Source organism: Pantoea sp. BJ2 (genome assembly GCF_040255075.1).
GTDB classification, from domain to species: domain Bacteria; phylum Pseudomonadota; class Gammaproteobacteria; order Enterobacterales; family Enterobacteriaceae; genus Pantoea; species Pantoea leporis.
The window spans coordinates 1389728-1403952 of record NZ_CP158292.1 but is presented as its reverse complement, the minus strand read 5'-3'; the positions used below and the strand labels follow the sequence as shown (position 1 = coordinate 1403952).

Sequence of the window (14225 nt, the reverse complement as noted above, 5' to 3'; positions counted from 1 at the left end):
TTTAATGTGCTCCTGCACTGCCTTCGCTCTTAATCGGCGAAAGCAACCAACAAAATGGAATCAATAGCAACGCCACGATACTCAGGCCCGTAAATACGTCGATGTACGCCAGAATACGGGCCTGCGCGATCATCTCCTGGTAGAGCTGCCCGCTCGCCAGCACCAGCGGATCGCCCACTGCGGTGGTGAAATTACGGATCGAATCAGCCCAATGCTGCAGCGTGAGATTGTAAGGCTCATTGAGCGGCGACATGTTGTGCACCATGGTGGCCGATCGCGTCTGCATGCGTTCGGTAATGCCCGCCGTCGACAGCGAAATTCCGATCGAACCCGCGACATTACGGAACATGGTGAACAGCGCCGACGCATCGGCGTTTAATCGCTGCGGCACGGTGATGAACGCAATGGTGGTCAGCGGCACAAACAGGAAGCCAAGGCCAATCGACTGCGCGCTGCGCATTAACACCAGCGTGGTGAAATCAACGTTGGGCGTAAGCCGGGTGGAGTAGAAGAAGGCGCTGGCAAGGCAGGTGAAGCCGAATGCGATAATGTAGCGCGTTTGCACAATCGGCATCAGCTTCAGCACGATGGGTATCGTCAGCACAATCAATATCGCGCCGGGCGACAGCACCAGCCCCGACCAGGTTGCGGTGTAACCGAGATCCTGTTGTGCCAGTTGGGGAAGTACCACCGAACTGCCGTACAAAATCATCGCCATGCCCGCCATCAGTAAGCCCGCCACCCAGAAGTTACGATCCTTCATAACGCTAAGATCCACCACCGGTTTGCGTGCATACAGCAGCCAATAAATGGCGCCGATAATGCCGATCACCGCCAACATGGCGAACAGGCGAATGAAGTGGGAGGCAAACCAATCTTCATCTTCGCCACGATCGAGGAACACCTGCAAACAGCCAAGTCCCAGCGTGATCAGGCTGATGCCAATGTAGTCGATCTTCAGGCGGCCTTTATCCCACTTGCGCTCCCACGGCGGATCTTCCAGCAGCTGGTAAATTGCCATTACCGTCAAAATACCGACTGGAATATTAATGAAGAACACCCAGCGCCAGCTGTAGTTGTCGGTGATCCAGCCGCCGAGCGTCGGACCAATCACCGGCGCGACGATAATCGCAATCGACGATAGACCAAAGGCTTTGCCGCGATCTTCCGCTTTGAAGTAATCGAGCAGCACCGATTGCTGTACCGGCTGCAATCCGCCGCCAAAAAAGCCCTGCAGGATGCGGAACAGAATGATCTGCCACAGCTCCGTTGCGATGCCGCACAGGAAGGAGCAGATGGTGAACATCACGATGCAAATCAGGAAGAACTGCTTGCGGCCAAACAGGCGGCTGAAGAACGCCGAAATGGGCAACACGATGCCGTTCGCCACCAGATAAGAGGTTAAAACCCAGGTCGATTCGTCGTAGCTGGAGGAGAGCGAACCGGCAATGTGTGGCAGCGCGACGTTAACGATGGTGGTGTCGAGGATCTCCATAAACACCGCCAGCGTCACCGTAATGGCGACCAGCCACGGATTGCTGGCCGGACGCCAGCTTTCGCTCGCACTCATTCCACTGTGACCTTCGGCTCAACCGACAAGCCCAGCGGCAGCGGATGATTGGGATCTAATCCTTTATCGATAACGATTTTCACCGGCACGCGCTGCACGATTTTCACGTAGTTGCCGGTGGCGTTTTCCGCCGGGAAGGTGGAGAAGCGGGAACCGGATCCCATCTGCACGCTATCCACATGTCCTTCCAGCTTCATATCCGGCCAGGCATCGACACTGATTTCCACTTTATTACCCGGCTTCATGCGCGCCAGCTGTGACTCTTTGAAATTGGCATTAATCCAGATTTCAGGCGAAACCAGCGAGAACAGCGCGCTGCCAGCCTGCACCAGCGTGCCGAGTTGCACGTTACGCTTGGTGACAAAGCCATCGTAAGGTGCGCGAACCTGGGTATAAGAGAGATTCAATTCGGCGGTGTTGAGCTGTGCCTGCGCCTGCTCAACCTGCTGCTCACGCGCTTCCACATTGGTTTCCTGCTGGCGGATTTGCAGCTTCACCTGAGAAGCCACTTCAACCTGCGCCTTAGCGCTTTGCAGTTGCGCTTCAGCCGAACGCAATTGCGCGGCGGCAGTATCAATATTGCGCTGTGAAGTGGCACGCGGATCAACACCGCGCTGGCGACGATAATCGGCCTGGGCGTTAAGCAAATTGGCCTGCGCTTTGGCCTGATCGGCGAGAGCTTGATCGCGCTGTGCCGGATACTGCACGCGGGACAAGGCTAACTGCGCCTGCGCCTGATGCAGCTGCGCCTGCGCCAAGCCAAGCTGGGCTTTGGCCTGATCGCGCTGCGCTTCACTGTCGCGCGCATCGATCTCCACCAGCAAATCGCCCTGCTTCACGCGCTGGTTATCATGCACCAGCAGCTTGACCACATATCCGGCTGCTTTCGGCGCGATGGTCACCGCATTGCCTTCGGTAAAGGCATCATCCGTGCTTTCGATATTGCGCGTGGTGAGCCAAAACCATAATCCCACCACGATCATAATCACCACCACAATGGCGAGAAAAATCAGAGGTTTCTTTCCGGGACGTTTACGTTCTGGTTCGTTGTTATCTTGATGGGTATTGGCGGTTTTTTGCGGATCCTGCTGATCGCGTTCAGACGGTTGATTCTGGTTTTCCATAATTTTTCATCGTAGGCAGTTGTCCCGATTCCCGGGCAAAAACGGTCAACATAACCTTAGATGGGAAATTGACAAATGCCAATGCAACTTTACACAAGCCGACATTGGCACGGTGCTAACGCATGAGGTGTAACAGCAGCCATCCGCCTAACATCGACCAGGCCAGCATCGGGATGGAAAACAAGTGGAAACGCCACCAAACGCGCGCGTCCTGCGCCATCCGCAAGGCAATCAGGTTGGCGAGCGAACCCGGCAATAAGCCAAATCCGCCGATATTCACTGCCCACGCCAGCACCTCCGACGGTGGCACTTTCTGCAAAAGCAGAATGGTGGCGGGAACGTTACTAATGAATTGCGACAAGCCAATCGCCAGCAAATAGATTCCGCCCTCGCCTAGCTGACCGATAGCGGCAAAGTGCGGCTGCAGCCAGGACAAATGCATCAACAGGAAGACATCGATAAACATCGCCACGAACACCAGCAGCAAACTCCAGTCGATGCTGATCAACACGCTGCGCGCCATGATCAGGAAACAGGCCGCCACCAGCAGCAGCGCCCAGCCGGTCATTTTCAGCTCGAGCGCGACGATAAATACGATATACAGCAGCACGCTAATCGTGAACAACGGTTTGCGCCACGCCTGAGTTTCACTCTGCTCATGCTTTTGGATCGCGCGCGCCGGGAAACTCCACCAGGTTAACGCCATCAGCGAAAGCAGTAAAAATGCCGCCAGCGGCGCCATCTGCGCAATGAAACCGGGCACGCTAAGCGTGCCGTGACTCCACAGCAGAATGTTTTGCGGGTTACCAACCGGCGTCAGTAAGGAACCCGCGTTCACTGCCAGCGCTTCGAAAATGATCAGGCGCGAAATGGGCAGCCGCGAGAATTTACGCAGCGTCAGCGTGAGCGGCACCAGAATAAACAGCGCAACATCGTTGGTGAGAAAAGTTGAGAGCAACGCGGCGGCGCACACCATGAATAACGCCAATGCGCGTTCATGCTGGAAACGCTGAATCAGACGTGCGCCGAGCACATCAAAATAGCCGCTGTTTTCCAGCCCTTTGGTCAGCATCAGTAAGCCGGTGAGCGTCATGATGGTATGCCAGTCCACAGCGGAAGGCAGTTGCGACCAGCGGAAATTCGCCAGCGGCAACATGATCACACCCAACAGCAACAACAAATGCAAAATACGATCGCGCATAAAAGAACGAAGCAGATTGGGCATGATGGCGGAAGGCCTTGTAGTTAGCGATTCTCGTAGAATTTCTGGAACACGGCCAGAGTTTCATCACTGACGTGATGCTCAAGGCCTTCTGAGTCACGGCGCGCGGTTTCCGGGCTAACGCCCAGCGCCAACAGGAAAGTTTCAACAATATGGTGGCGGACGCGGCTCGCTTCAGCCAGCTTCTCGCCTTCGGCGGTGAGGAATACACCGCGATACGGCACTTGCTCAACCAAACCGGTGGTGCCAAGACGCTTTAACATTTTCGCCACTGTCGGCTGGGAAACCCCCAAACGTGCAGCCATATCCACCTGACGCGCTTCGCCAAATTCACGAATCAAATCAGAGATTAATTCAACGTAGTCATCGATCAGCTCACGACGATGCGCCTCGCGCACCTGACGAAATCCTTCGACATGCTCCTCTATCTCTTTTAGCGGGCCCTGGGGCATGTTGGTGGCGATTTTTGCACGACGACTCATCTAACTTCCTCTTTATTATCTGCCGCACTTTATCTGCGGTGCGGGCTGGCTGCGCCCATTGTAAACCAGGCACAAATAAGCACAAATTTTTCCTAAATAGTGTTGGCTAAAGAGTATAGCCAGTGCTATCTTTGTTGATAATGTAAGCGAATAGCTTATAAAGGCTACAAAGAAATGTCGTCATTCACTCGGGAGGTGAACATGACTACCATGAAAAACTGCCTCGACTGTGGCAAATGTTTCCAGGCTGAACAGAGCAAACCGGCTTTTGAGCTGAAATCGCTGCTGTGCCTGTTGACCCGCTCGCCGTTTGCGCTGCGCTTGATGCTGATTGAAAAGCTCACCGGCAAACAGCTGGTTGAACGTCCGTGCCCAAAACTGATCTGGCGCGGCTAACGTTCCCGACGCATACAAATTCCAATAAAGCCCGCTCATGTAGCGGGCTTTGTGTTTCTGGCGGCAGGTAAATCGTTAATCGCGCCCATAAAAAAACGGTCCCGAAGGACCGTTTATTGTGCAACTGGTCTAAGCAAGAACTTAGAAGCTGTAACCTACGCCAGCAATCCAGGTGCCAACGTCAACGTTGCGGATACGGCTCTGCTCGTAACCCACGTCAACAGCGATGTTTTCGATTGGGTTGAACTGCATGCCCGCACCGTAAGAGAAACCGTAGTCGCTGGTATCAGCTTTCTGGCGCTCTGGAGCGGTAGACTGGAATTTACCGTAGCCAACACCTACAACACCGTAGATGCTCGCCCAGTCGTTCAGACGGTAAGCTGGACCACCAGTCACACCGTAGTACTGGCCTTTATTGTAAACGCCAGCATCAGTACGATCTTTCTCGGTATAGGTGAAAGAACCGATCCAACCCAGTGGGTTAGTACCGTCTTCGTAACGATATTTCAGGTTGAAGCCGTTTGCTTTGTTAGCAACGCCTTGATAATCGCTCTGAGCGTAACCACCGGTAACGGTGCTTTGTGCCATGGCAGAACCTGCAGAAACTGCAAGTACACAAGCCAATGCTGAAAGACATGCAATTTTTTTCATAACCACCTCAAATGTGAATATACTTCTCTCCTGACAACGCTATAAATATAACAAAAAACAGCAAGAAACTCTGCCCGCATTTTGTTGTCTAATAGATTGTTTGGTGTAACAGAAAGTTAATGAAGTTTCCTATGTCATTCATTTTACTTATAAAAAGCATCATATCCCTGCAACATAAATAACGATCACAAAAAATGCCTTTAAGTAAATTCCTAAACTAACCTGACGTTTCTTTACGGAAATGGCACTAAAAATGGCCAAATTCTGACCTGTCAGCGCGTTTTATTTCCCCGATTCGCGTCTCCTTATTTGCCTGAGATTCCATTACACTGAGCGCTTGTTGCTCTACTGTTAATAAATAAAAGGAATGGATTACAGGATGTCTGCCCCTCTGACGACCAAAAATATGGCCCCGGTGTTGTTCCCTATTGCTGTGCTGCTGATTGCCATGCTCTCACTACAGGGCGGCGCTTCACTGGCAAAATCGATGTTTTCCACCGTTGGCGCCACCGGCATTACCGCGCTGCGTCTTGGTCTTGGCACCCTGATTCTCTGCATTATCTTTAAACCCTGGCGTTTGCGCTTCACGCGCGAGCAGCGCAAACCGCTGCTGATGTACGGCTTGGCGCTGGGCTGCATGAACTATCTCTTCTATTTAGCGATTCGCACCGTGCCGCTGGGCGTTGCCGTCGGATTGGAGTTTTTGGGTCCGCTGACTTTGGCGTTGATCGGCGCGCGTCGTCCGCTTGATTTTCTTTGGGTGTTGCTGGCGGTGGCGGGTTTGTGGTTCCTGTTGCCCATCGGTGAAGGGATGAGTCATATCGATCCGCTCGGTGCGTTGCTGGCGGTAGGCGCGGGTGCCTGCTGGGCGGTGTACATCCTTGCAGGACAGCGTGCCGGCGCGGAGCATGGTCCGGCAACGGTGGCGATGGGTTCGCTAATTGCCTCGGTGATTTTTGTGCCGCTCGGCCTGACCTTTGCCGCGCCGGGCATCTGGCATTGGGAAGTGTTGCCGCTGGCACTGCTGATCGCCCTGCTCTCCAGCGCCATTCCCTATTCTTTAGAGATGATGGCGCTGACACGACTGCCGGCACGCATTTTTGGTACCTTAATGAGTCTGGAACCGGCGATGGCGGCGTTATCAGGCATGTTATTCCTGGGCGAGTTATTGACGCTGAAGCAGTGGATTGCGCTGCTGGCGATCATCATCGCCTCGGCCGGTTCAACGCTCACCATGAAACAAAAAAGCGCAAAAATAAGCGAAGTCGACATTACGCATCCGCAATAAATATTCAATAATTCAGCCTGCTGCGCGGCAGGCTAAATATAGAAGCATTCTCATTATCATTTTTAACGCGGTATTAAGATTTTTCCGTTATTATTTTGCAACACGTTTAATAAATAATTAACATACCTCACAAGCATCTGTTTTAACTGAAATAATCATCAAGATGCACAATCCATGAGCAATATTAAGGTTTATCTATTCCTGTCATTGATTTAATCAACCCTGCAAGTTAAAAAACTGCTGCTATACTTATTTCCGTGCTTGATTAGGACAACCATCAATAAGAGGACATTAATGATGAGTACCGCAAAACTGGTTAAAACTAAATCGTCTGATCTGATTTACACCCGTAATGACGTCGCTGACAGCGATAAAAAAGCGACCATCGAGGTGCTCAACCGTCTGGTAGTGGAGTTTATTGACCTGTCGCTGATCACCAAGCAGGCGCACTGGAACATGCGTGGCGCCAACTTTATTGGCGTACATGAGATGCTGGATGGTTTCCGTACCGCCATTACCGATCACCAGGACACTATCGCTGAACGTGTAGTTCAGCTAGGCGGCGTGGCGCTGGGTACCACTCAAATCGTCAACGATAAAACACCACTGAAAAGCTATCCGTTGAACATTCATAGCGTGCAGGATCACCTGAAAGCGCTGGCCGATCGCTATGCGATTGTGGCGAATGACACGCGTAAAGCTATCACTGAAGTCAGCGATGAAGATACCGCTGATATCTTCACTGCGGCATCGCGCGATCTGGATAAATTCCTGTGGTTTATCGAATCGAATATTGAATAAATTTCAGTGTTATAACGAAGGCGGGTTATCCCGCCTTTTTTACGTCTGTAACATTGTGGTGCTTTTTTTGACGTTGTTAACATTTCCTTAATCCCTTCTTTCGCTCTCCCCGCCCTTGGTGCACACTGTGCCTGCACCACAACAGCACCACGCACCAAAATGAAGCACCAATAAGGTGCAAAACTTTTCTTCTGCGCAAAATCGTGTCAGCAAGTGCTTAAAACTACTGATTTCGAGCAAAATGAAAAGTTGGCATAATTTTTTCATATGATAGGCCGTACATCGGGCCACCAGGCCTGAGGGGTAATAAGGAAAAAAATGATGAAGTCATTGATTAAAGTCTCCGTGGCCGCGCTGGCGCTGGCCTTCTCGCTTTCCTCCACCGCAGCAGACAAAAAACTGATCGTCGCAACCGACACCGCATTTGTTCCCTTTGAGTTCAAACAAGGCGATAAATACGTCGGTTTTGACATCGATCTGTGGGATGCCATCGCGAAAGAACTGAAACTCGATTACGCCTTCAAGCCAATGGATTTCAGCGGCATCATTCCTGCGCTGCAAACCAAAAACATTGACCTGGCGCTGGCGGGTATCACCATCACCGAAGAACGTAAAAAAGCCATCGAGTTCTCTGACGGCTACTACAAAAGCGGCCTGCTGGTGATGGTGCGCGAGAATGAAAAAGACGTTAAAAGCATTGACGATCTGAACGGCAAAGTGGTGGCGGTGAAGAGCGGCACCGGTTCGGTGGATTACGCCAAAGCGCACATCAAGTCTAAAGACCTGCGCCAGTTCCCTAACATCGACAACGCGTACATGGAGTTAGGCACTAACCGTGCTGACGCCGTGCTGCACGATACGCCGAACATCCTGTACTTCATCAACACCGCCGGTAAAGGCCGCTTCAAAGCGGTAGGCGAGTCAATTGAAGCGCAGCAGTATGGCATCGCGTTCCCGAAAGGCAGCGACGACCTGCGTGAAAAAGTGAACGGCGCCCTGAAAACTCTGCGCGACAACGGCACCTACAACACCATCTATAAAAAATGGTTCGGTACTGAACCAAAATAATTGCGGCCTGAGCCGATTTTTCCAGCAGGGAGCCTGACACTCCCTGCTTTTTACATTTCCACGCAACAGATTTTGGAGTCACACCATGGAGTTTGACTGGAGCGTCATTTGGCCTGCCCTGCCGATTTTAATCGAAGGCGCCAAAATGACCCTGCTGATCTCGGTCCTCGGCCTGGTCGGCGGTTTAATTATCGGTTTAGTTGCCGGTTTTGCCCGCGCCTACGGCGGCTGGATCACCAACAACATCGCCTTAGTCTTCATCGAACTGATTCGCGGCACGCCAATCGTGGTTCAGGTGATGTTTATCTACTTCGCCCTGCCGATGGCTTTCCCGGATCTGCGTATCGATCCGTTCAGCGCGGCGGTGGTCACCATCATGATCAACTCCGGCGCTTATATCGCGGAAATCACGCGCGGTGCGGTACTGTCGATTAATAAAGGCTTCCGTGAAGCGGGTCTGGCGCTGGGTCTGTCGCGCCGCGAGACCCTGCGTTATGTGATCATGCCGCTGGCCCTGCGCCGTATGCTGCCACCGCTGGGTAATCAGTGGATTGTCAGCATCAAAGATACGTCGCTGTTTATCGTGATTGGCGTGGCCGAACTGACGCGTCAGGGTCAGGAGATCATTGCCGGTAACTTCCGCGCGCTGGAGATCTGGAGCGCCGTTGCCATTATCTATTTGGTTATTACGTTGGTGTTGAGCTTTGTGCTGCGCCGTATTGAGAAAAGGATGAAAATTCTGTGATTGAATTTAAAAACGTCTCGAAGAATTTCGGCCAGACTCAGGTTCTGCACAACATCAACCTGAAGATTAATCAAGGCGAAGTAGTGGTGATTATCGGACCGTCCGGTTCCGGTAAATCCACGCTGCTGCGCTGCATCAACAAGCTGGAAGAGATCACCACCGGCGAGCTGGTTGTCGATGGCATGAAGGTCAATGATCCAAAAGTGGATGAGCGACTGATTCGTCAGGAAGCGGGCATGGTGTTCCAGCAGTTCCATCTGTTCCCACAAATGAGCGCGCTGGATAACGTCGCCTTTGGTCCGATTCGCGTGCGTGGTACGAAGAAAGAGGAAGCGCATAAGCTGGCGCGTGAGCTGCTGGGTAAAGTGGGCCTTGCCGAGCGTGCACACCACTTCCCGTCTGAGCTTTCCGGTGGTCAGCAACAGCGCGTGGCGATTGCGCGTGCGCTGGCGGTGAAACCGAAGATGATGCTGTTTGATGAGCCAACCTCAGCGCTGGATCCCGAGCTGCGTCACGAAGTACTGAAAGTGATGCAGGATCTGGCGGAAGAAGGCATGACGATGGTCATCGTGACGCACGAAGTCGGTTTCGCCCAAAAAGTGGCTTCGCGTCTGATCTTTATCGACAAAGGCACCATCGCAGAAGATGGCAACCCGGACGATCTGATCACCAACCCGCCGAGCGACCGTCTGCGCGAGTTCCTGCAGCACGTATCCTAAGCTCTGCCATTAAACCGTCGCCCATTTTCGGCGGCGGTTTTTTACATGCACAATTTGTAGCGGCGCGATAAATCGCGCCACTACGGCAGGTACCACGATTCAATTTTCCTTTTCAAAATCTTCACCTTCCATCACTGACTATACTTCTCTCTTGTGCCGCTGCGCGAAGCTAAAGGAGAAAAGCGATGTCGTCTGCCAGCCCACCATGGCGTTCAGCCGTGTGGTTACTCTTCAGTTTGTTCACTCTATTTCTCATTCCCCCGGCGCAGGCCGTTAATCTGCCGCTGGCGGCCGTCGCAGCACAGCAGTCGCAAACCCCGGCAGCGGATGATAAAGCCGAAGGCGAACCCAGCTTAGACGAGAAAAAAGCCGCCTATGCCGCGCTGGCGAATATTCTGGATAACAATGCCTCGCGTCAGGAGCTGATCGATCAGTTACGTCAGGCTGCCAACAGCCAATCCACCAGCGACCAACCGGTGCTGGCGCCGCCGCAGGCCAATCAGGACGATCTCACGGTACTGGAGAGCGTCACCAGCGTAACGCGTGAATATGGCGGCGCGGTGGCCGCGCAGTTTGTGCAACTGCATGACAACATCACCAATGCGCCACACAAATCCTTTAACCAGCAAACCTTCTTCAACGCGCTGAAATACTTCGCTGCGCTCTCCGCCGCGGTGTTTGCATTTTACTGGCTGACACGCCGCCTGATGTGGCCGGTGTGGCGCCGCATGGGCCGCTGGGGACGCGATCAAAACCTTGAGCGCACCAAGTGGCTGCACTTGCCCGCCACTATCTTGATGGCCTTTGTGCTCGATATTGTGCTGCTGGCGCTGACGCTGTTTGTCGGTCAGATCATCAGCGACAACTATCACAACAACAACCGCACCATCGCCTATCAGCAAGGCCTTTTCCTTAACGCCTTCGCGCTGATTGAGTTCTTTAAAGCGGTGCTGCGGCTGATATTCTGCCCGCGTTTCCCTTCGCTGCGCTTCTTCCACTTAACCGATGCGCGCGCCAGCTACTGGAACACACGTTTGAGCTGGCTAAGCGGCATCATCGGTTACGGTTTACTGGTGGTGGTGCCGATTGTCTCCAATCAGGTGAATATTCAGGTGGCGGCGCTGGTCAACATGCTGATTATGGGGATCATGACCGGCTGGGCGCTGTGGCTGATTTTCCGCAACAAAAGCAACATCCATCATGAACTGTCGCGTCTTGCCGATCGCAGCTTGAGCTTCTTTGCGCTGTTCATCCGCGCCTTTGGCATGGTGTGGCACTGGCTGGCCAGCGCCTACTTTATCGCGCTGTTCCTGTTCTCGATCTTCAACCCCGGCGACAGCCTGAAGTTTATGATGTCCGCCACGGTGCGCAGCCTGGCGATCGTGGTTATCGCTGCGCTGATTTCCGGCATGCTGACGCGCTGGATTGGCAAAACCGTCACGCTGTCGCCCGACATGCGCCGCAACTATCCCGAGCTGCAAAAGCGCGTTAACGATTGGGTGAAAGCGCTGCTGAAACTGGCGCGCGTGGTCACGGTGTTTGCCACGCTGTTGCTGCTGCTCAATGCATGGAATCTGTTTGATCTCTGGCACTGGCTCACGCTTGGCGCCGGCCAAAAAATGGTGGATGTGCTGATTCGTATCGTGATCATTGTGCTGCTGTCGGCAGTCGGCTGGACGCTGCTGGCAAGCCTGATCGAAAGTCGCCTCGCCTCGGATTCGCACGGCCGCCCCATGCCGAGCGCACGCACCCGCACGCTGCTGACGCTGTTTCGTAACGCGCTGGCGGTCGTAATAAGCACAATCACCATTATGATTTTACTGTCGGAAGTGGGCGTGAATATTGCGCCGCTGCTAGCCGGTGCCGGTGCGCTCGGTCTGGCGGTATCATTCGGTTCGCAAACGCTGGTGAAAGACATCATCACCGGCATTTTTATCCAGTTTGAGAACGGCATGAACACCGGTGATCTAGTCACCATTGGCCCGATCACCGGCACCGTAGAGCGCATGTCGATTCGCTCGGTGGGCGTGCGTCAGGATACTGGCGCGTATCACATTATTCCGTGGTCATCGATCACCACCTTCGCCAACTTTGTGCGCGGCATCGGCTCGTTCGTGGCGAACTACGATGTGGATCGCAGTGAAGATACCGAACGCGTTAACCAAACGCTGCAGGGCGCAGTGAAAGAGCTGCTGGAGAACCCGGAGATTCGCGGCATGGTGATTGGCGAGCCGAGTTTTGCCGGATTAGTGGGATTAACCAACCAATCCTTTACCGTGCGCGTGTCATTCACCACCCAGCCGCTGAAGCAGTGGACGGTACGTTTTGCGCTGGATGATAAGGTGAAGAAGCATTTTGATGCGGCCGGCATTAAAGCGCCGCATCAAACGGTAGCAGTGATGCAAACCGGCAGCGATATTACCACCGCTGCCAGCTTACCGGCGTTGCCGCCGGCACAATGAGGTTAGCGTTTCAGCCGTTTGGCGCGCGTCGCCGGCGGCTGGAACGTCCAGGCGATAAAGCGGCTCTGCTTCTGACCTTGCGCCATTTCGATGATGCGCACTTCATAAGCATCGAGATCACGCAGTTGGTCGCGCAGCGCCGGTAAATTCTCTTTGCGCGAGACCAGCGAGGTGAACCAAATAATGGCGTCTGAGTGCGTCACGCTTTCAGCGATCATTTGACCAACGAACTTGCGCTCGCCGCCGTCACACCACAATTCGTTGTGATGGCCACCAAAATTGAGCGGCGCATTTTTGCCTAAGCCAAGGTTGCGCGTTTTGCGCTGACCCACGCTGGCCGCCTCTTCCGCTGATGAATGGAAAGGCGGATTGCACAGCACCGCATGATAGCGTTCATTCTTATGCACCACGCCGGCGAAAATCGCCGAGGCCTCTTTTTGCCGACGCAGACGCACGCCGCGCTGCAAGCCCGGATTACTCGCCACAATCTGCCCGGCCACGGTAATCGCTTCGGCGGTGATATCGGTGCCGGTGAAGCGCCAGCCATATTCGGCGTTGCCAATCAGCGGATAGATGCAGTTCGCGCCGCAGCCGATATCCATTACATCCAGATCGCGTGGAACCACGCCGCCGTTGTCGCTCGCCAGCAGATCGGCCAGCGCATGAACGTAATCGGCACGGCCCGGCACCGGCGGCGTCAGATAACCTGCAGGTAGCTGCCAGTTGAGGTTATAGAACAGCTTCAGCAGCGCCTGATTCAGCAGCATCACCGCTTCAGGATCGGCGAAATCCACCGACAACTCGCCGTAGCCGTTGGGACGCACTTTCACCGCCAGCGGCGGATGGGCTGCGGTCAGAGCAGCAAAATCATAACGGCCCTGGTGGCGGTTACGCGGATGGAAAGGTGACGTGGCGGCTGGCTTGTTCATAGTTTCTCCGGAAAATAGCGCGGGCGTAAGATACTCTGGCTAGCGGCATCGCACAATGCGCTTAATCGAATTCACCGTATTAGATGAGATTAGTGCACCACACTCATGTTCTCTTATAAGGATGGTTATGACTCGTCAGCGTTACTCTTATCAGCCCCGCGCGGGACACGGTTTGCCGCACGATCCGTTGAACGCCATCGTCGGCCCTCGCCCAATCGGCTGGGTCAGCTCGCAAAGCGCCAGCGGGGTTCGCAATTTAGCGCCCTACAGCTTCTTTAACTGCTTTAACTATCATCCGCCGATTATTGGTTTTGCCAGCAGCGGCTGGAAAGACAGCGTACAAAATATTTCAGAGACCAAAGAGTTTGTCTGGAATCTGGCCACGCGTCCGCTGGCCGAGGCGATGAATGAGAGCTCCGCATCGGTGCCGTCAGAACAGGATGAGTTTGCGCTGGCGGGATTAACGCCGCTTGCAGCGTCACATGTCAATGTCAGCATGGTGGCGGAAAGCCCGGTGAATTTTGAGTGTAAGTTGACGCAGTTGATTCAGTTGCAGGATGCCCAGGGCCAGCCGATTGATAGCTGGCTGGTGCTGGGCGAAGCGGTCGCCATTCATATTGATGAAGCCCTGCTGGAAGAGGGTATTTATCAAACGGCCAAAGCGCAGCCGATCCTGCGTGCCGGAGGCCCGTCGGCCTATTACGGCATCAGCGAAGAACTGCGTTTCGATTTGGTACGGCCGGACGCTCGCCGCTGATCCTTGGTCAG

14 protein-coding genes are annotated in these 14225 nt (G+C 53.8%); 8 read left to right on the top strand and 6 right to left on the bottom strand.

Translation table 11 applies throughout. From position 1 onward, the window contains the following. Nucleotide 1: 1 nt before the first annotated feature. The 4 genes from AAF463_RS06390 to mntR all read right to left on the bottom strand — a co-directional run bounded on the left by AAF463_RS06390 (nt 2) and on the right by mntR (nt 4398). Nucleotides 2–1570, bottom strand: coding sequence for a DHA2 family efflux MFS transporter permease subunit (locus AAF463_RS06390; RefSeq protein WP_110865813.1), 1569 nt, complete (start codon nt 1568–1570; stop codon nt 2–4). Further along, on the bottom strand, nt 1567–2694 hold the full coding sequence (locus tag AAF463_RS06385; RefSeq protein WP_101761010.1) for an HlyD family secretion protein: 1128 nt from the start codon (nt 2692–2694) through the stop codon (nt 1567–1569). Before AAF463_RS06385 ends, AAF463_RS06390 begins: the two co-directional genes overlap by 4 nt. Nucleotides 2695–2809: 115 nt before the next feature. Continuing rightward, nucleotides 2810–3919, bottom strand: coding sequence for an SLC13 family permease (locus AAF463_RS06380; protein WP_137385455.1), 1110 nt, complete (start codon nt 3917–3919; stop codon nt 2810–2812). Nucleotides 3920–3939: 20 nt separating this feature from the next. Further along, a complete protein-coding gene (mntR, locus tag AAF463_RS06375; RefSeq protein WP_101761012.1) occupies nt 3940–4398 on the bottom strand; it encodes a manganese-binding transcriptional regulator MntR in 459 nt (152 codons plus the stop codon). A 201-nt stretch (nt 4399–4599) separates the two neighbouring features. Between mntR and AAF463_RS06370 the strand changes: the two genes are divergently transcribed. Next, on the top strand, nt 4600–4794 hold the full coding sequence (locus AAF463_RS06370; RefSeq protein WP_101761013.1) for a hypothetical protein: 195 nt from the start codon (nt 4600–4602) through the stop codon (nt 4792–4794). A 141-nt stretch (nt 4795–4935) separates the two neighbouring features. On the opposite strand, the gene ompX is transcribed toward AAF463_RS06370, so the two are convergent. Continuing rightward, complete coding sequence (gene ompX / locus AAF463_RS06365) at nt 4936–5445, bottom strand: outer membrane protein OmpX (protein ID WP_176970932.1); 510 nt, start codon at nt 5443–5445, stop codon at nt 4936–4938. Between the two features lie 379 nt (nt 5446–5824). Here ompX and rhtA point away from each other — a divergent pair, with 379 nt between their 5' ends. The 6 genes from rhtA to ybiO all read left to right on the top strand — a co-directional run bounded on the left by rhtA (nt 5825) and on the right by ybiO (nt 12528). After that, nucleotides 5825–6733 (top strand): threonine/homoserine exporter RhtA, encoded by a 909-nt coding sequence (rhtA, locus tag AAF463_RS06360; protein ID WP_101761015.1) that lies wholly within the window; start codon nt 5825–5827, stop codon nt 6731–6733. A gap of 297 nt (nt 6734–7030) precedes the next feature. Continuing rightward, the gene (dps, locus tag AAF463_RS06355) at nt 7031–7534 is read left to right on the top strand and encodes a DNA starvation/stationary phase protection protein Dps (RefSeq protein ID WP_036620516.1); all 504 of its coding nucleotides are present in this window, start codon (nt 7031–7033) and stop codon (nt 7532–7534) included. Nucleotides 7535–7855: 321 nt separating this feature from the next. Continuing rightward, complete coding sequence (glnH, locus tag AAF463_RS06350) at nt 7856–8602, top strand: glutamine ABC transporter substrate-binding protein GlnH (RefSeq protein ID WP_036647919.1); 747 nt, start codon at nt 7856–7858, stop codon at nt 8600–8602. A gap of 85 nt (nt 8603–8687) precedes the next feature. Continuing rightward, nucleotides 8688–9347, top strand: a complete 660-nt coding sequence (glnP, locus tag AAF463_RS06345; RefSeq protein ID WP_007887744.1) for a glutamine ABC transporter permease GlnP — start codon at nt 8688–8690, stop codon at nt 9345–9347. After that, entirely contained in the window at nt 9344–10066 is a 723-nt protein-coding gene (gene glnQ, locus AAF463_RS06340) for a glutamine ABC transporter ATP-binding protein GlnQ (protein WP_110865810.1), read from the top strand. Before glnP ends, glnQ begins: the two co-directional genes overlap by 4 nt. Nucleotides 10067–10251: 185 nt before the next feature. Further along, nucleotides 10252–12528, top strand: coding sequence for a mechanosensitive channel protein (gene ybiO, locus AAF463_RS06335; RefSeq protein ID WP_350261733.1), 2277 nt, complete (start codon nt 10252–10254; stop codon nt 12526–12528). Between the two features lie 2 nt (nt 12529–12530). Here ybiO and rlmF read toward each other — a convergent pair whose 3' ends face one another. Then, nucleotides 12531–13457 carry a 23S rRNA (adenine(1618)-N(6))-methyltransferase RlmF gene (gene rlmF / locus AAF463_RS06330; protein WP_137385453.1) on the bottom strand — a complete coding sequence of 309 codons (927 nt, stop codon included), beginning with the start codon at nt 13455–13457 and terminating at the stop codon, nt 12531–12533. Nucleotides 13458–13584: 127 nt separating this feature from the next. On the opposite strand from rlmF, the gene AAF463_RS06325 reads away from it, so the two are divergent. Then, nucleotides 13585–14214 carry a flavin reductase family protein gene (locus tag AAF463_RS06325; RefSeq protein WP_137385452.1) on the top strand — a complete coding sequence of 210 codons (630 nt, stop codon included), beginning with the start codon at nt 13585–13587 and terminating at the stop codon, nt 14212–14214. Nucleotides 14215–14225: the final 11 nt, after the last annotated feature.